The following is a 15592-nucleotide window of genomic DNA, read 5'->3' on the forward strand; positions in this document are numbered from 1 at the left end:
TCGTCCGCGCTTTCCGGGGCACGTAGACTTCGTGGCATGGCGAGGAAGGAACCCGCGGCGGACGCCGCGAACGCAGGGCGGCTGAAGCAGATCGCCCTCACGTACCAGATGACCCGCAAGGCCGACAAGAAGATCGGTCTTGTACTCGCGGCCGTGGGCATCGGCACCCTCGGTGTCTTCCTCGCGATCGGCTTCCTGATCGGTCACCCGGTCTACGTGGGCATCTTCGGTCTGCTGATCGCCCTGCTGGCGACGGCGATCGTGTTCGGCCGCCGGGCCGAGCGGGCCGCCTTCGGCCAGATGGAGGGCCAGCCGGGCGCCGCCGCGGCCGTGCTGGACAACATCGGCCGGGGCTGGACGACGACTCCCGCGGTGGCGATGAACCGCAGCCAGGACGTGGTGCACCGGGCGGTCGGCAAGGCCGGCATCGTCCTGGTCGCCGAGGGCAACCCGAACCGGGTGAAGAGCCTGCTGGCCGCCGAGAAGAAGAAGATGAACCGCATCGTCGCGGACGTCCCGGTGCACGACGTGATCGTCGGCACCGGTGAGGGCCAGATCGAGCTGAAGAAGCTCCGCACGACCATGCTGAAGTACCCGCGGGTGCTGACCGGTCCCCAGGTGACGGCCACCAACGACCGGCTGCGCGCCCTGGGCGACCTGATGAGCAACATGCCGCTGCCCAAGGGGCCGATGCCCAAGGGCATGAGGCTGCCGAAGGGCGGACCGCGGGGGCGCTGACCGCGCCACCGGGACCCGCACGCCGCCGCCTGAGCCCCGCACCCCTCCCGGGGGCGCGGGGCTTCTCGCTGTCCCGCCCGGCCCGCCCGATCCGCCCGGCCCATCCGATCCGCCCGGTCCGCCTGACACGCCGCCGAACGGAGCATCCGGCCGGTAATCGGCTCGTGCGCTCCTAGCCTTCGGAATGTGACAAAACGCCAAATTACGTACCTCGCGTGCACCACGGCCCTCGTCGGTGCCTTCCTCGGCAGCACCCCGGCGTCGGCCGCCCACCGCACCCTCGTGGTGCGTCCGGGCGGGTCGATCCAGAAGGCGGTGGACGCCGCCCGGTCCGGCGACACCGTGTTCGTGCCGGCCGGCACCTACCACGAGAGCGTCACGGTCCGCACCGCCGGGCTGACCCTGCGCGGCGCGGGCCGGCTCACCGTGATCCGGCCGCCCGCGAAGACCGGGGCCGCGCCCGGCGGCAAGGCTGCCGCCGTCACCTGCGACGCGGCCGGCAACGGCATCTGCGTGGTCGGCGGGAAGGACAAGGCGCTCCGCGACGTCACCGTCGCCGATCTGCGGGTGACCGGCTTCGCCAAGACCGGCGTGTGGTCCATGGGCACCGACCGGCTGACCGTACGGCGGGTGACCGCCGACGGCAACGGCCAGTGGGGCATCGCCGAGGAGCACTCCACCCGCGGGGTCTTCCGGGGGAACACCGCCAGCGGCAACGGGGACGCCGGGCTGTTCCTCGCCAACAGCGTGAAGGCCGAGCAGGGCGCCAGGGACAGCAAGGGCGCGGTGATCGACCACAACCACCTGACGGGCAACCGGATCGGCATCACCGTCCGCCGGCTGCGCAACCTGACCGTCGCGCACAACCACGTCGACGGCAACTGCGCGGGCGTCTTCGTCGTCGGTGACGAGAACAAGCCGAAGGCCGGCGCCCTGACCGTCAGCGACAACCTCGTCGAGGGCAACAACAGGTACTGCCCGAAGACCGCCCGGCTGCCCTACCTCCAGGGCACCGGCATCGTGCTGACCGGCACCGAGAAGGCCCTGGTGACCCGGAACGCGGTCACCGGCCATGTGGGCGCCTCCCCGCTGTCGGGCGGCATCGTCCTGTTCAAGAGCTTCGTGGGCGCCACCAGCGAACGGAACCGGATCACCGGCAACCACCTGTCGGGCAACTCCCCGGCCGACCTCGTCAACCAGGAGACCGCCCGGAGCGCCAACGCCTTCGACGGCAACTCCTGCCGGGTCTCCAGGCCCGCGGGCCTGTGCTGACCGTACGGCCGTACCCGACCCACGCAAGGAAGGAAGACGGCACATGACCGCACCATCCCCCGCGCTCTCGACCCAGCCCGAACCCGGCGCTTCCCCCTCCTCCCCGCCGCCCTCGATGCGACTGCGCGAGCTGGTGTTCGGGGCGGCCTGCGCCGCCGCCGTCCGCGCCGCCGCCCGGCTCGGCGTCGCCGACGCGCTCGGGGACGCCCCCATGACCGCGGACAGCCTCGCCGCCGCGGTGCGGGCCGAGCCGAAGCCGCTGCGCCGGCTGCTGCGCGCGCTGTCCTGCTACGGCGTCTTCGCCGAGCGGCCCGACGGGACGTTCGCCCACACCGAGATGTCCCGGCTGCTGCGCGAGGACGACCCGAACAGCCTGCGGGCCATCGCCCAGTGGTGCACCGAGCCCTGGACCTGGGACGCCTGGCCCCGGCTGGACGAGGCGGTGCGCACCGGCCGGAACGTCGTGGAGGACCTCTACGGCAAGGAGTTCTTCGACTACCTCAACGAGGACGCCCCCGAGTCGGCCGACGTCTTCAACCGGGCGATGACGAGGTCCAGCGAGCAGTCGGCCCGGGAGGTCGCCGCGCTGCTCGACCTGTCCGGCGCCAGGTCGGTCGCGGACCTCGGCGGCGGGCAGGGGCACGTGGTGGCCAGCCTGCTCGACAAGTACCCGGCGATGCGCGGCTATCTGCTGGACCTGCCGCGGGTGGTGGAGAACGCCCTGCCGCGGCTGCGCGGCAGCGGCGACCTGGCCGGCCGGACGGACATCGTGCCGGGCGACATCCGGGAGGCCGTCCCGGTCGAGGCCGACGTCTACGTCATCAAGAACATCCTGGAGTGGGACGACGAGTCCACCGCCCGGCTGCTGCGCAACGTCGTGGAGGCGGGCGGGCCCGGGGCCCGGGTGGTGGTCATCGAGAACCTGGTCGACGACACCCCGTCGATGCGGTTCAGCACCGCCATGGACCTGCTGCTGCTGCTGAACGTCGGCGGGGCCAAGCACACCACCGACAGCATGGTCGGCCGGCTCCGGGCGGCGGGCCTGGAGGTCGGTGACGTCCAGCCGGTCAACCCCTTCCTGCACGCGTTCGACTGCATGGTCCCCGCGTGAGCGCACTCCCCCACGGCGCACCGGTGCCGGGTCCGCGTCGGACGCGGGCCCGGCACCGGTGGTCCGGACGAGGGATCAGGCGCCGGGGTCGCGCTCCCAGAGGTAGAAGCGCTGTGCCATGGCGTCCTTCGGGGACCGCCAGGTCTGAGGGTCGTACGCGCTGACGTACGCCGACAGCCGCTCGCTGACCCCCTGGAACTCGGGGTGCGAGGTGACCTTGGCGATGGCCGGTCCGGGCTCCCGCTCCGACTCGATCAGGTGCATGTACACGTCGCCGAACTGGAAGAGGCTGCGCCGGACCACACCGACGAGGTGCGGCAGCTCCCCCCGGTCCGACTCCGCGAACACCTTGGCGATGTCGGGGGCGGAGCCCGGGGCCATGCGGGCGACGATCAGGGCCTGGTGCACGGTCGTCTCCTGTCGTCCGGCTCAGTCGGCCAGGGCCGGGGCGGGCCGCCGGCCGGCCGCCGCCTTCTCGATCTTGTCCCGGATCAGGGCGAGCTGGACCTTGGAGTTCTTGTTGATGTTGTCGGTCATCCAGTCGTCGTCGACCGGCGCCTCCGGCTTCATCGCGAAGTCCTGGGTCCAGACCATCCGGGTGCCGGCGGGCACCTCCTCGTACCGCCAGTGGATGTCCATGTGGTCGAACGGGCCGGTCTCCACCCGGCGCGCCCGCACGGTGCGGGACGCGCGGTCCGGCTCGCGCTCGGAGACCCAGCTCCAGACGGTGCCGTTCTCGTCCGGGTGCATGGTCAGCCGGAACGTCGTCTTCTCGCCCTCCCGCTTGAGGATTTCCACCGCCGCGTACTCGCTGAACAGCTGCGGCCAGCGCTCCAGGTCGTTGGTCATGTCCCAGACCAGGTCCAGCGGGGCGGCGATGGTGATCTCGTTCTGGGTGTGTCCTGCCATCTTCAGGCTCCTGCCATCAGGGTGGTGTTGACGAGGTTGAGGAACTGCTGCGGCGTCTTGCAGCGCTCCGCGTCGACCGGCATCGGGGTGCCGTGCGCGTTCTCCAGCTCGCCGACGATGCCGAGCAGGCCCAGCGAGTCGACGCCGAGGACGTCGAAGCCGGTGTCCGGCTTGTCCTTGAGCTGCTCCGGGCTGACGGTGACCCCGGCGGCCTTCTTCATCAGCGCGGCGAGTTCTTCCACGGTGATCTGCGGCATGTTGTTCTCCTCCTTTGCTGTCCTCACTGCGTGCTGCCGCGTCGCAGCACCAGCGCCGAGTTCGACCCCATGAGCCCGCGGCTGAGGACCAGTGCCGTGCGCAGTTCGGCGACGCGGGCGTGGCCCGTCACGAGGTCGAGGTCGTGGCAGACGTCGAAGACGTTCGGCGTCGGCGGGATCAGGCCGTGCTCCATCGCCAGCACGGCCGCCGCGGTGTCCAGCACGGGGGCCGCGCAGTAGCCGCGGCCGATCCCGGTCTTCGGGGCGGTGACCGGCACCCGTCCGCCGTGCCCGCCGAGGACGTCGGCGAGCGCCAGCGCCTCGGCCCGGTCCGCCTCCGGCACCCCGAGGGCGTCGGCGAAGACGACGTCGATCTCCTCCGGGGCGCACTCCGCCTCCCGCAGCGCCTGCCGGACGGCCTGCGCGAGGCCCTCCCGGGAGGCCGCCCAGCGGGAGGCGCCGGTGAAGGTGGCGCCGTGGCCGGCGACGACGGCCCGGATCTCGGCGCCGCGTTCCCGGGCGGTGTCCGCCGCCTCCACGACGAGCATCGCGCCGCCCTCGGCCGGCACGAACCCGCACGCCGCCTCGGTGAACGGGCGGTAGGCCCGGGAGGGGTCCGCCTCCCGGCTCAGCTCGTCGTAACCGAGCTGGCAGACCATCGAGTACGGCGCGAGCGGGGCCTCGGTGGAGCCGGCCACGATCACGTCGGTGCCGCGCCGCACCGCCCGGGCCGCGTGGGCGAGGGCGTCCAGACCGCCGGCCTCGTCGGAGGCGACGACCGAGCAGGGCCCCTTGAAGCCGCGGCGGATGGAGACCTGGCCGGTGCTCGCGGCGTAGAACCAGGCGATGGACTGGTACGGCCCGACGAACCGGCTGCCCTTGCCCCACAGTCGCTGGAGTTCGCGCTGGCCGAACTCGCCGCCGCCGGAGCCGGCGGCGGTGACCACGCCGATGGAGTACGGCGCGTCGGGGATGCCGGACGGCCCGAGCCGGGCGTCCTCCAGCGCGAAGTCGGCCGCGGCCATGGCGTAGTGCGTGAACCGGTCGGTCTGGACGAGGAAGCGCTCCTCGATCGTCGCGGCCGGGTCGAAGGCGCGGACCTCACCGGCCACCTTGAGCGGAAGGTGCTCACAGCCCTCGCGGGTGACCCGGTCGAGGACGCTGAGGCCCTCCTGGGTCGCCTTCCAGAAGGTGTCGGTGCTGGTGCCGTTGGGCGCGACCACCCCGATTCCGGTGACGGCCGCGTGCCGGTCCTTCGGTTCGCTCATCGTGTCCTCACTCCCTCGGCCGGGTCAGGATCACCGCGGACTGGAAGCCACCGAACCCGCTGCCCACGGAGAGCACGCTGCCCAGCTTCCGTTCGCGGGCGACGCGCGGGACGTAGTCCAGGTCGCACTCGGGGTCGGGGATCTCGTAGTTCGCGGTCGGCGGTACGACCTGCTTGGCGAGGGCCAGCACGCAGGCGACCAGTTCGATGGCGCCGATCGCCCCGAGGGAGTGCCCCACCATGGATTTGATGGAGCTCATCGGAGTGTCGTAGGCGTGGTGGCCGAGCGCCCGTTTCACGGCCGCGGTCTCGTGGCGGTCGTTCTGCCGGGTGCCGGAGCCGTGCGCGTTGACGTAGTCGATCGCCGTCGGGTCGAGCCGCGCCTGGTCGAGGGCGGTCTCGATGGCCCGCGCCATCTCCAGGCCCTCCTTGGTCAGGCCGGTCATGTGGTACGCGTTGCCGAAGGTGGCGTAGCCGCCGAACTCGCAGTACACATGGGCACCGCGGGCCCGGGCGTGCTCCAGTTCCTCCAGGACGAGCACGGCGCCGCCCTCGCCCATGACGAAGCCGTCACGGTTGTTGTCGAAGGGCCGGGAGGCGTGGGCGGGGTCGTCGTTGTTCGGTGACGTGGCCTTGATGGCGTCGAAGCAGGCCATGGTGATCGGGGATATCGGGGAGTCCGAGGCCCCCGCGACGCATATGTCGGCCCGGCCCTCCTGGACGGTGTGGAAGGCGTACCCGACGGCGTCCAGTCCGGAGGTGCAGCCGGTGGAGACGGTCTGCACCGGCCCCTGGGCGCCGAATCGTTCCGCCACCGCGGAGGCCACGGTGCTCGGCGAGAACGCCCGGTGCAGCTGCGGCTCCGCCTCGGCGTGGTCGACGTCCCAGCGCTGACCGCGGTGGCTGACCAGGACGTAGTCGTGCTCCAGCCGGGTGGTGCCGCCGACGGCGGTGCCCAGGGAGACACCGACCCGCCAGGGGTCCTCCCGGGCCAGGTCGAGACCGGAGTCCCGCACCGCCTCCTCGCCCGCGACCAGCGCGAACTGTATGTACCGATCGGCCCGCTGGACCTGCTCGGCGTCCAGGCCGTGCGCGGCGGGATCGAAGTCGCACTCGGCGGCGATCCGGGACCTGAGTCCGGCCGGGTCGAAGAAGGTGATGCCCCGCGTCGCGGTACGGCCGTCGGCCAGCAGGTCCCAGAACGCCGGTACGCCGATCCCGCCCGGAGCGACGACGCCTATGCCGGTGACCGCCACGCGCCGGGTCATGAGCGGACCTGTTCCCGGCCGGCCTGCGCGGCGGCGACGGCGACGGCCTCCGTCTCCTCGGTGTCGACGTGGCCGAGGGCCGGCCGCGGGGCGAGCGGGCCCAGGTGGAAGACGATCCGCGCCTCCACGTTGCCGACGTTGCGGAAGCGGTGCCGCATGTCGATGGGGATCATCAGGCCCTGCTCGGGCCGCAGCGGGTGCGGTTCGCCGTCCAGGTCCACCTCCAGCTGCCCGCAGACGACGTAGACGAACTCCTCGGAGTAGGGGTGGTAGTGCTCACCGATGCGGTCGCCGGGCTGGATGATGGCCACGCCCATGAAACCGCTGGTGGCGCCGGACGTCGTCGGGGTGAGCATGGCGCGCAGATCGCCGCCGCGCCGGGTGTTGGGCTCGATCTCGCTGAGGTCCACGATCTTCGGAAGGGGTGTGATCACGGCGTTCCTCCGTTGGTGTGCCGGCCTGCGGGGTCAGGCGTCGGGCGAGCGGCGGTCGGTGACGAGGTCCATGCCCACGGGCTCGCCGTCCAGCAGGGCGCTCAGCGCGGCCTGCCGTCCGGGCTCCGGCGTGGCGGCCCGCGGGCCGGAGCCGGGGCGTACGTCGACCAGCCGGACGACGACGTCGTCGCGCTGGAAGATCGTGCTGCGCAGCACCGGGCCGTCCGGGTCCTCCGCCGCCGCCTCGTCGTGCTGGGCGAGCAGTTCCGCCAGCCGCATGCCGTCACCCGGCCGGGCCGGGTAGTACTGGGCCAGCCGCTCGCCCTCGGGCAGCTCGTCCGCGGTGACGTGGTGCACGGCGGGCAGCGCCGCCCGGGTGAAGAACACCCGCGCGGACTCCTGGTCGTCGAGGTCCCGCTCCTGCTCCAGGTACGGGTTGATCGCCTCCTCGACGGCCCGCACCTCGGGCTGCCGGGCGACGTGGCGCAGCGCCGCGAGCAGGTCGCCGCGCACCTCGATGGCCCGCACCACCCGGTTGCCGTGCATGAACAGGGAGGTCCGGCACAGCCGGGTGGTCTCGTCCACCTTCGCCCGGGGCGAGGCGTAGTCCGCGAGGATCCTCTTGACCTCCGGCTCGCTGCCCGGCCGGACCGTGAAGGTCAGCGCGTGCCGGATCACCCCGTCGCCGATCCTGGGGGACGTCTGGAGCCGGCGGCGCGAGGCGGAGGCGGCGGCGTCCCCGCCCGTCTCGCGGACGACGTGGAAGCGCAGCGACCGGGTGTCCCGGACGCAGCTGTGCAGCGGTTCCACCATCCGGACGTGTTCCTCGCTGTTCACCCAGGTGAGGAAGGGCGGGGCGCTCTCCCACTCGCTGGTGATCAGCCATTGGGAGGGATTCTCGATCGACTGGCACAGCTGGTCGCTGACGTGGCCGGGCACCTGCGCCACCTGGTTGCACAGCTGTTCATAGGCCTCGAGGAACTGCTGCTGGGCGCCGTCGTAGACGTCCACGAGCAGGACGACCCGGAGGCGGGAGCCGTCGAACACGGACTGGGAGACCCGTTTCGACTGGCGCGTCAACTGGTCCGAGAGCTTTTCCGACATGGTGGTCATGCTGCGCACATCTCCTTCACGGGGGCAGAGGCGGACGCCGGCGGCCGAACGACGCGACGTCAGCGCTTCTTGATCCTGTGCCGCTTCTCCCGCTGCGCGCGACTCGCGTGAACCACGTGGGTGATTGAGCACGCGAAAGCCGTCCCACAGGGCACACAAACACCGATGCGCCCCTCCATCCCGATCCCTGCCCCTGGAGCCTCGATGCAGCAGAAAGCCGATCACCAGGTGCCCGTCCTCGTCGTGGGCGGCTCGCTGGTGGGCCTGTCCCTCTCCCTGTTCCTGGGCCGTCTCGGCGTACCGCACATGCTCGTCGAGCGGCACTCCGGGACCTCGATCCACCCACGTGGCCGCGGCAACAACCTGCGGACGATGGAGCTGTTCCGGGTGGCCGGCATCGAGCCGGACATCAAGGCGGCGGCCTCGCTCCTCGCGGACAACCACGGCATCCTCCAGACGCCGACGCTGGCCGGCGACGCCGGCGAATGGCTGTTCCGGCACATCGACCCGGGCGGCGGACTCGCCAGGTTCAGCCCCACGGCGTGGTGCCTGTGCAGCCAGAACGACCTGGAGCCGGTGCTGCTGAAGGGGGCCCGGGCGCTCGGCGGCGACCTGCGCTACTTCCACGAGCTGGAGTCCATCTCACAGGACCCCGAAGGAGTGACGGCGTTCGTCCGGGACCGTGACAGCGACGAGCTGTACACGGTCCGCGCGGACTACCTGGTCGCCTGCGACGGCCCGCGCAGCCCCGTGCGGCGCCGGCTCGGCATCGGGCAGAGCGGCCCCGGCGACCTCTTCGCCAACGTGAGCGTCACCTTCCGCTCCAAGCTGCTCGCCGAGACCGTGGGCGACCGCCGCTTCATCTGCTGCTACCTCACCAGCCCCGAGGCCGACGGCGCCCTGCTGCCCGTCGACAACAAGGAGCACTGGGTCTTCCACGCCCCCTGGCACCCGGAGCAGGGCGAGACACTGGAGGAGTTCACCGAGGAACGGCTCCAGCGGCACATCCGGCTGGCCGTCGGCGTGCCCGGCCTCGACGTCGAGATCACCGGAAAGGCGTCCTGGCGCGCGGCCGAGCGCGTCGCCGAGCGGTACACGGCCGGACGGGTGCTGCTCGCCGGGGACTCCGCCCACGAGATGTCCCCGACCGGCGCGTTCGGCTCGAACACCGGCATCCAGGACGCGCACAACCTGGCCTGGAAGCTGTCCGCCATCCTCGACGGCTGGGCCGGCCCCGGCCTGCTGGAGACCTACGACACCGAGCGCCGGCCCGTCGCCCTGGCCACCAGCGCCCGCGCCTCGGCCCGCTCGGTGGAGCACAGCCACCCCGGCTTCGCCCCGACCCCGGGCGTCGGCGCCGGGCCGCGCAGCGGCATCCTCCCGGTCGTCCTGTGCTACCGCTACCTGGAGGGCGCGGTCCTGGACGCCGACCCGGCCCAGCCGGTCGTGCCCGACGAGGTGCGGCTGACCGGGGAGCCGGGCAGCCGGGCCCCGCACCTGTGGCTGCGCCGGGCGGGTGAACGGCTCTCCACGATCGACCTCTACGAGCGGTCGCTGGTGCTGCTCAGCGACGCCGGCACGGCCGCGGGCACCGCCTGGCACGACGCCGCCCGGCGCATCGCCGCCGCGGACGGGGTACGACTGGAAGCCCACCGGATCGGCACGGGGGCGGACGCCGACCTGACGTACGACGCGCAGGGGCCCGGCGGCGGCACCGACTGGGCGGCGGCGCACGGCACGAGCGCCGACGGGGCGGTGCTGGTGCGGCCGGACGGGTTCGTCGCCTGGCGCGCGTCCGGGGCCGTGCCCGACCCGGAGGCCGCGCTGCGGAAGGTGCTGACGGCGGTGCTGCGGACCCGCTGAGCGCGCGGACGGTGTGACCCGTCCGGCCGACAACCGGGCGGGTCACACCGGGGGTCCGCCGCGGGCGCGGTCCCTCAGGGCCGCGGCCGTCGCGTCAGATCCGCACCTCGACGGTCTTCGCCAGCCGGTCGTGCAGGCCGCGGCCGTCGCGGTCCCAGACCAGGGGCGGGATGGCGAGGAAGAACAGCACGGTGCGCAGCAGGGCGCGCGGCGGGCTGATCCGGCCGGTCTCCAGCGCGACCACGCGCAGGCCGAAGAGGCGCTTGCCGGGGGTGAAGCCGACCGTACCGAGCGTGAGCACCATCAGGACGAACAGCAGCAGCGGCGCCCAGACCTGGGCGGCGTCGTGGTAGCTGTCCGCGATGAGGCCGTATGCGATCAGCAGGCAGAGCGCCCAGTCCACCGCGAGCGCGCCCAGCCGCCGACCGGGCCGCGCGATCGAGTCGGGTCCGTGCTCCGGGAGACCGAGCTGCTCGCCCCGGTACCCGAAGTCGGCGCCCGCGTCCTCCATGGCCGCGCGCGGTCCGGAGAGCCACGACCCGATTGCCTGCCTGTTGTCCACCCCACCACGGTACTGCGCCCGGTTTCGGGCACTACGCACAGGGGTGGGTCGGGGCTACGGTGGACAGGTGGCTGGTTAACTTCTGCGAAACAAACGGGTCACGCCCGAGAAATCACCCGTCCTTAGGGTCGGGACCAGCGTGTGCCACCGCACTGGCCGCACGAACGATCTACCACCCCGGCGCGGACGGTCGGGAGTAGGAGGAGCTGGATGTTCCAGAACGCCGACGAGGCCAAGAAGTTCATCGCGGACGAGGACGTCAAGTTCGTCGACGTCCGCTTCTGCGACCTGCCGGGCGTCATGCAGCACTTCACGGTGCCCGTCGAGGCGTTCGACCCGGACGAGGAGCTGGCCTTCGACGGATCGTCGATCCGTGGTTTCCAGGCCATCCACGAGTCCGACATGGCTCTCCGTGCCGACCTGTCCACCGCGCGTGTCGACCCGTTCCGCCGGGACAAGACCCTCAACGTCAACTTCTTCATCCACGACCCGATCACGGGCGAGCAGTACTCCCGTGACCCGCGCAACGTGGCGAAGAAGGCGGAGGCGTACCTGGCGTCGACCGGTATCGCCGACACCGCGTACTTCGGTCCCGAGGCCGAGTTCTACGTCTTCGACAGCGTGCGCTTCGCCACCTCGGCCAACGAGTCCTTCTACCACATCGACTCCGAGGCGGGTGCCTGGAACACCGGTGCCGTGGAGAACAACCGCGGGTACAAGGTCCGCTACAAGGGCGGCTACTTCCCGGTGCCGCCGGTCGACCACTTCGCCGACCTGCGCGCCGAGATCTCTCTCGAGCTGGACAAGCAGGGCCTGAAGGTCGAGCGCCAGCACCACGAGGTGGGCACCGCCGGCCAGGCGGAGATCAACTACAAGTTCAACACCCTGCTGGCCGCCGCCGACGACCTCCAGCTCTTCAAGTACATCGTGAAGAACGTGGCCTGGCGCAACGGCAAGACCGCGACCTTCATGCCGAAGCCGATCTTCGGTGACAACGGCTCGGGCATGCACGTGCACCAGTCGCTGTGGAGCAACGGCGACCCGCTGTTCTACGACGAGGCCGGCTACGCGGGCCTGTCGGACACGGCCCGTTACTACATCGGCGGCATCCTCAAGCACGCCCCGTCGCTGCTGGCCTTCACCAACCCGACGGTGAACTCCTACCACCGTCTGGTGCCGGGCTTCGAGGCGCCGATCAACCTGGTGTACTCGCAGCGCAACCGCTCCGCCGCGATGCGCATCCCGATCACCGGCTCCAACCCGAAGGCCAAGCGCGTCGAGTTCCGCGCGCCCGACTCCTCCGGCAACCCGTACCTGGCCTTCTCCGCCCTGCTCCTCGCGGGCCTGGACGGCATCAAGAACAAGATCGAGCCGGCCGAGCCGATCGACAAGGACCTCTACGAGCTGGCTCCCGAGGAGCACGCGAACGTCGCCCAGGTCCCGACCTCGCTGAACGCCGTCCTCGACGCGCTGGAGGCCGACCACGAGTTCCTCCTGCAGGGCGACGTGTTCACGTCCGACCTGATCGAGACGTGGATCGACCTCAAGCGCACCAACGAGATCGCCCCGCTCCAGCTGCGCCCGCACCCGCACGAGTTCGAGCTGTACTTCGACGTGTGACGGACGCCCCTCGGCGCCACCGGGGCCCCGCCGCTCTCCTTCGGGAGCGGCGGGGCCCCGGCCGTTTGTCTCCCGGGGCTCAGCCCAGGTCGGACGCGGTCGGTACGACCACTCCGTAGAGGTCGCCGACGGTGGCGAGCGCGCTGTGGTGGAGCTGTTCGGCGGTCACCTCGGCCACCGCGGTGCCCAGGGGGCGGGTCGCGCAGGCGTCGGCCACCACGGTGGGGCGGTTGCCGCGCAGGAAGGCGCCCTGCGCCGTGAACAGCACGCACATGTGGGTCATGAAACCGGCGACCACCACGTCCTGGTTCCCGGCGGCGTCCACGTGCTCGGCGAGGTCGGTGTCGACGAACGCGTTCGGGGCGCCCTTGACGACGACGGGCTCGCCGTCGACGGGGGCGACCCGGGGGTGGATCTGCCCGATCTCGGCGCGGATGTCGTACGGGGTGCCCTCGCCGCCGTCGTTGATCACGTGCACGACCCGCGCCCCCGCGGCCCGCGCCCTGGCCAGCAGGTCGGCCGCGGCGTCCAGGGCCGCTTCCCAGCCCTCCAGCTCCATCACGCCCCGCGTGTAGGTGTTCTGGTAGTCGACCAGGATCAGCGTCGACGCGGCGAGCGCGGCCGGCGTCCCGTCGAGGTCGTTGAGCGCGCGCAGGGTTGTGCTGGGCATGACAGCCCTTTCTCGAGTGGTTCACGGGTACGACGTCCACGCTAGAAGCCGCCCCGCATGGCGGCAATGTCATGCGACCCGCAGTTCCGGACATGCTTCGGGCCGGCCGACGGCGCACCGACTTCCGGCCGTCCGTGCAACCATTCCCGCTTCTCAGACTTCCTATTGTCGGAGGATCATGCCTCCGAACTGTGCCGGACAAGAGAGGTTGAACGGGGATGCCCGAACAGGACAACTGGGAGCACGAGTTCGATCACAGATGGGCGAACTCAGCCGAGCACAAGGAGCCCTCCGCCCGGGCCCGGATGCTCGCCGCCCGCTGGAAGGAGAACCCGCCGGCCCCGATGCCCTTCCGCGCCGACCCGGACCCCGCACCGCGCCGGTCGTCCTGGGTCTCCACGGCCGTGGTGCTCGGCTGTGTGGCCGTGGTGATCGTGCTGCTGGGCTACGCCCAGCTGCGCTCTCCCTACTAGACGCCGCCATCAGCGCCCCGCCGGTCTGACGCACGGCGGTCCCCCGGTGACGCACAGGGACCCTTTGCTGGTCCTGGGGGCGTTCGGAACCCCGTCATGGGCATCGGCAGGTGCACACTGGACAGCGGGACGAGTGCCTGACTGCGGGGTGATGCAAGATGCAGAGCCGGTTCCGGAGCGATCGAGGGCTGACCGCGCGCATGGGCCTGACGCTGTTCCTGCTCGGGTTGCTGTACGTGGGCTTCGTCGCCGCACTGATCGTGCTGCTGAGGTCCTGGTTGCTGGTCGTCGTCCTGATCGGGGCGATGTTCGTGGCGCAGTTCTGGTTCTCCGACCGGATCGCCCTGTTCGCGATGCGCGGCCGGACGGTGGAGCGCGCGGAGTATCCCGAGCTGCACGCGGTCGTCGACCGGCTGTGCGCGATCGCCGACATGCCGGTGCCGGTGGTCGCCGTGTCCGAGCTGGACATGCCGAACGCGTTCGCGACCGGGCGGAGTCCGGACCACGCCGTGGTCTGTGTGACCACGGGGCTGCTGCGGCGACTGGACCCCGCCGAGCTGGAGGGCGTGCTGGCGCACGAGCTGTCGCACGTCGCGCACAAGGACGTCGCCGTGATCACGGTGGCGTCCTTCCTCGGGGTGATCGCCGGGCTGGTCGTGCGGTTCGCCTTCTACTCGCAGGTGTTCGGCGGGGGCCGCCGGGACCAGAACACCGCCGCCGTCTTCGCCGCCGTGATCGGCGTCTCGGCGGCCGTGTACGCGCTCAGCTTCCTGTTGATCCGGGCCCTGTCCCGGTACCGGGAGCTGGCCGCCGACCGCGCGGCGGCGCACCTGACCGGCCGGCCCTCGGCGCTGGCGGCGGCGCTCACCAAGGTGTCGGGGGAGATCGCGCGCATCCCGACCAAGGACCTGCGGACGGCCCAGGCGTTCAACGCGTTCTACTTCACCCCGGCGACCGGCCGGGAGCCCGGCATCGAGCGCTTCTTCTCCACCCACCCGACCCTGGAGCAGCGGCTCGCGCAGCTCGGCCGGATCTCGGCGGAGCTGGGCGAGGCCGCCACACCCGGTAAGGCGGGCTGACCCTTGGGACTGCTGGACATCCTGCTGGGCCGGACCAAGCCGGTCACGCCCGACCTCGACCAGCTGTTCGCCCTGCCGGGGGCGGCCGTGACGCTGGAGGTGACGGCCGGGTTCACACCGACCGGGAGCGGGGCGGTGTGCTTCGCCACCGTGGAGGGGCCGGCCTTCGAGCAGATCCACCGCGAGGTACGGGCGCTGCTGGACGCGGACAGCGACCGCGCCGGCCCGCCGGTGGAGCTGAGCCGGGACGCCTACGGCTACACCTGGCTGGTGTCCCGGCGCTCCCCCGGCGAGCTGCCGGACCTGGTCAACGACCTGCACGCGGTGAACAGCTCGCTGGAGGTCAACGGCTTCGGCCCGCAACTGCTCTGCTCCCTGGCCTCCTTCACGGACGGCACCGGCCGCGGACTCGCGCTGGTGTACCTCTACAAGCGCGGCACGTTCTATCCGTTCGCCCCGCTGCCCGGTGCCGCCGAGCGGCGGGACACCGCGCTGGAGCTCCAGCTGAAGACGGCCCTCGCCGACGACCTGCGGATCGAGCAGGACCTGGGCCGCTGGTTCCCGGTGTGGGGCGCCCCCGGCCTGTGACGGCCGGCGGCGCCTTCGTTCACCGTGCCTTCTCGCGCTGCTGCCGCCGGGCCTCGAAGGGCCGCTCACGGCGGTAGCGGCGCTCCCACCCGGCCTGCCGGTCCCGGCGCTCCCGGTACGCCCGGTAGCTGTCGGGCGGGGTGCCGGGGGCCGTGGGCGGGGCGGCTCCGGGCGAGCCACGCCCGTGTGTCGCGCACAGGTACAGCAGCGCGACGGCGGCGAGCCACCAGAGCGGGTTTCCGAATCCGAGGGCGACCAGGACGACGGTCCCGGTCGCGAGGATGCCACGCATGACGGACCTCCGTCGGGTGAGTGGTGAGCGGGGAGGAGCGGAGGGTGTCTGTTTCGCCTCTGTTTGTTCAGCGTAG

General features: G+C 71.8%; 18 protein-coding genes. 8 read left to right on the forward strand and 10 right to left on the reverse strand.

The genetic code is table 11. The annotated features are described in order from the left end of the window. Nucleotides 1-36: 36 nt before the first annotated feature. From IF37_RS0118965 to IF37_RS0118975, 3 genes are all read left to right on the forward strand, one after another. Nucleotides 37-738, forward strand: a complete 702-nt coding sequence (locus IF37_RS0118965) for a DUF4191 domain-containing protein (protein ID WP_030743809.1) — start codon at nt 37-39, stop codon at nt 736-738. A 186-nt stretch (nt 739-924) separates the two neighbouring features. Next, nucleotides 925-2010, forward strand: a complete 1086-nt coding sequence (locus tag IF37_RS0118970; RefSeq protein WP_030743812.1) for a nitrous oxide reductase family maturation protein NosD — start codon at nt 925-927, stop codon at nt 2008-2010. 115 nt (nt 2011-2125) lie between these two features. Then, nucleotides 2126-3121, forward strand: coding sequence for a methyltransferase (locus IF37_RS0118975; RefSeq protein WP_030743814.1), 996 nt, complete (start codon nt 2126-2128; stop codon nt 3119-3121). 75 nt (nt 3122-3196) lie between these two features. Here the strand turns inward: IF37_RS0118975 and IF37_RS0118980 are convergent, their stop codons facing one another. The 7 genes from IF37_RS0118980 to IF37_RS0119010 are packed head-to-tail and all read right to left on the reverse strand — an operon-like array spanning nt 3197 to nt 8369. After that, nucleotides 3197-3529 (reverse strand): TcmI family type II polyketide cyclase, encoded by a 333-nt coding sequence (locus IF37_RS0118980; RefSeq protein WP_030743817.1) that lies wholly within the window; start codon nt 3527-3529, stop codon nt 3197-3199. Between the two features lie 21 nt (nt 3530-3550). Then, complete coding sequence (locus IF37_RS0118985) at nt 3551-4030, reverse strand: SRPBCC family protein (RefSeq protein ID WP_030743819.1); 480 nt, start codon at nt 4028-4030, stop codon at nt 3551-3553. 2 nt (nt 4031-4032) lie between these two features. Next, the gene (locus IF37_RS0118990; RefSeq protein WP_030743821.1) at nt 4033-4287 is read right to left on the reverse strand and encodes an acyl carrier protein; all 255 of its coding nucleotides are present in this window, start codon (nt 4285-4287) and stop codon (nt 4033-4035) included. Nucleotides 4288-4310: 23 nt separating this feature from the next. Next, nucleotides 4311-5555 (reverse strand): ketosynthase chain-length factor, encoded by a 1245-nt coding sequence (locus IF37_RS0118995; RefSeq protein WP_030743823.1) that lies wholly within the window; start codon nt 5553-5555, stop codon nt 4311-4313. A 7-nt stretch (nt 5556-5562) separates the two neighbouring features. Further along, nucleotides 5563-6822: a beta-ketoacyl synthase gene (locus tag IF37_RS0119000; RefSeq protein ID WP_030743825.1), complete on the reverse strand. Its 1260-nt coding sequence runs from the start codon at nt 6820-6822 to the stop codon at nt 5563-5565. Next, complete coding sequence (locus IF37_RS0119005) at nt 6819-7256, reverse strand: cupin domain-containing protein (RefSeq protein ID WP_030743827.1); 438 nt, start codon at nt 7254-7256, stop codon at nt 6819-6821. The genes IF37_RS0119000 and IF37_RS0119005 overlap by 4 nt, the downstream gene beginning before the upstream one ends. A gap of 33 nt (nt 7257-7289) precedes the next feature. Continuing rightward, nucleotides 7290-8369 (reverse strand): SchA/CurD-like domain-containing protein, encoded by a 1080-nt coding sequence (locus tag IF37_RS0119010; RefSeq protein WP_030743829.1) that lies wholly within the window; start codon nt 8367-8369, stop codon nt 7290-7292. 204 nt (nt 8370-8573) lie between these two features. Between IF37_RS0119010 and IF37_RS0119015 the strand changes: the two genes are divergently transcribed. After that, entirely contained in the window at nt 8574-10232 is a 1659-nt protein-coding gene (locus IF37_RS0119015) for an FAD-dependent monooxygenase (protein ID WP_030743832.1), read from the forward strand. 94 nt (nt 10233-10326) lie between these two features. On the opposite strand, the gene IF37_RS0119020 is transcribed toward IF37_RS0119015, so the two are convergent. Next, nucleotides 10327-10794: an RDD family protein gene (locus IF37_RS0119020; protein WP_030743835.1), complete on the reverse strand. Its 468-nt coding sequence runs from the start codon at nt 10792-10794 to the stop codon at nt 10327-10329. Between the two features lie 210 nt (nt 10795-11004). Between IF37_RS0119020 and glnA the strand changes: the two genes are divergently transcribed. Next, nucleotides 11005-12414: a type I glutamate--ammonia ligase gene (gene glnA / locus IF37_RS0119025; protein ID WP_030743838.1), complete on the forward strand. Its 1410-nt coding sequence runs from the start codon at nt 11005-11007 to the stop codon at nt 12412-12414. 79 nt (nt 12415-12493) lie between these two features. Here the strand turns inward: glnA and IF37_RS0119030 are convergent, their stop codons facing one another. Further along, the gene (locus IF37_RS0119030; RefSeq protein WP_030743840.1) at nt 12494-13084 is read right to left on the reverse strand and encodes an isochorismatase family protein; all 591 of its coding nucleotides are present in this window, start codon (nt 13082-13084) and stop codon (nt 12494-12496) included. Between the two features lie 218 nt (nt 13085-13302). Between IF37_RS0119030 and IF37_RS0119035 the strand changes: the two genes are divergently transcribed. The 3 genes from IF37_RS0119035 (at nt 13303) to IF37_RS0119045 (ending at nt 15224) form a co-directional block, all read left to right on the forward strand. After that, on the forward strand, nt 13303-13557 hold the full coding sequence (locus IF37_RS0119035) for a hypothetical protein (protein WP_030743842.1): 255 nt from the start codon (nt 13303-13305) through the stop codon (nt 13555-13557). A gap of 158 nt (nt 13558-13715) precedes the next feature. Then, nucleotides 13716-14636 carry a zinc metalloprotease HtpX gene (htpX, locus tag IF37_RS0119040; protein ID WP_030743844.1) on the forward strand — a complete coding sequence of 307 codons (921 nt, stop codon included), beginning with the start codon at nt 13716-13718 and terminating at the stop codon, nt 14634-14636. A gap of 3 nt (nt 14637-14639) precedes the next feature. Continuing rightward, on the forward strand, nt 14640-15224 hold the full coding sequence (locus tag IF37_RS0119045; RefSeq protein WP_030743846.1) for a hypothetical protein: 585 nt from the start codon (nt 14640-14642) through the stop codon (nt 15222-15224). 19 nt (nt 15225-15243) lie between these two features. On the opposite strand, the gene IF37_RS0119050 is transcribed toward IF37_RS0119045, so the two are convergent. Next, a complete protein-coding gene (locus tag IF37_RS0119050) occupies nt 15244-15516 on the reverse strand; it encodes a hypothetical protein (protein WP_030743848.1) in 273 nt (90 codons plus the stop codon). Nucleotides 15517-15592 lie beyond the last annotated feature (76 nt).

It is taken from the genome of Streptomyces sp. NRRL S-31 (assembly GCF_000718775.1).
Taxonomy (GTDB): domain Bacteria; phylum Actinomycetota; class Actinomycetes; order Streptomycetales; family Streptomycetaceae; genus Streptomyces.

Coding starts and splice junctions, on each gene's coding strand:
- glnA (WP_030743838.1), top strand. CDS start 11,005: ATGTTCCAGAACGCCGACGAGGCCAAGAAGTTCATCGCGGACGAGGAC.
- IF37_RS0119035 (WP_030743842.1), top strand. CDS start 13,303: ATGCCCGAACAGGACAACTGGGAGCACGAGTTCGATCACAGATGGGCG.
- IF37_RS0118965 (WP_030743809.1), top strand. CDS start 37: ATGGCGAGGAAGGAACCCGCGGCGGACGCCGCGAACGCAGGGCGGCTG.
- IF37_RS0119000 (WP_030743825.1), bottom strand. CDS start 6,822: ATGACCCGGCGCGTGGCGGTCACCGGCATAGGCGTCGTCGCTCCGGGC.
- IF37_RS0118985 (WP_030743819.1), bottom strand. CDS start 4,030: ATGGCAGGACACACCCAGAACGAGATCACCATCGCCGCCCCGCTGGAC.
- IF37_RS0119015 (WP_030743832.1), top strand. CDS start 8,574: ATGCAGCAGAAAGCCGATCACCAGGTGCCCGTCCTCGTCGTGGGCGGC.
- IF37_RS0118995 (WP_030743823.1), bottom strand. CDS start 5,555: ATGAGCGAACCGAAGGACCGGCACGCGGCCGTCACCGGAATCGGGGTG.
- IF37_RS0118990 (WP_030743821.1), bottom strand. CDS start 4,287: ATGCCGCAGATCACCGTGGAAGAACTCGCCGCGCTGATGAAGAAGGCC.
- IF37_RS0119050 (WP_030743848.1), bottom strand. CDS start 15,516: ATGCGTGGCATCCTCGCGACCGGGACCGTCGTCCTGGTCGCCCTCGGA.
- htpX (WP_030743844.1), top strand. CDS start 13,716: ATGCAGAGCCGGTTCCGGAGCGATCGAGGGCTGACCGCGCGCATGGGC.
- IF37_RS0119030 (WP_030743840.1), bottom strand. CDS start 13,084: ATGCCCAGCACAACCCTGCGCGCGCTCAACGACCTCGACGGGACGCCG.
- IF37_RS0118975 (WP_030743814.1), top strand. CDS start 2,126: ATGCGACTGCGCGAGCTGGTGTTCGGGGCGGCCTGCGCCGCCGCCGTC.
- IF37_RS0119010 (WP_030743829.1), bottom strand. CDS start 8,369: ATGACCACCATGTCGGAAAAGCTCTCGGACCAGTTGACGCGCCAGTCG.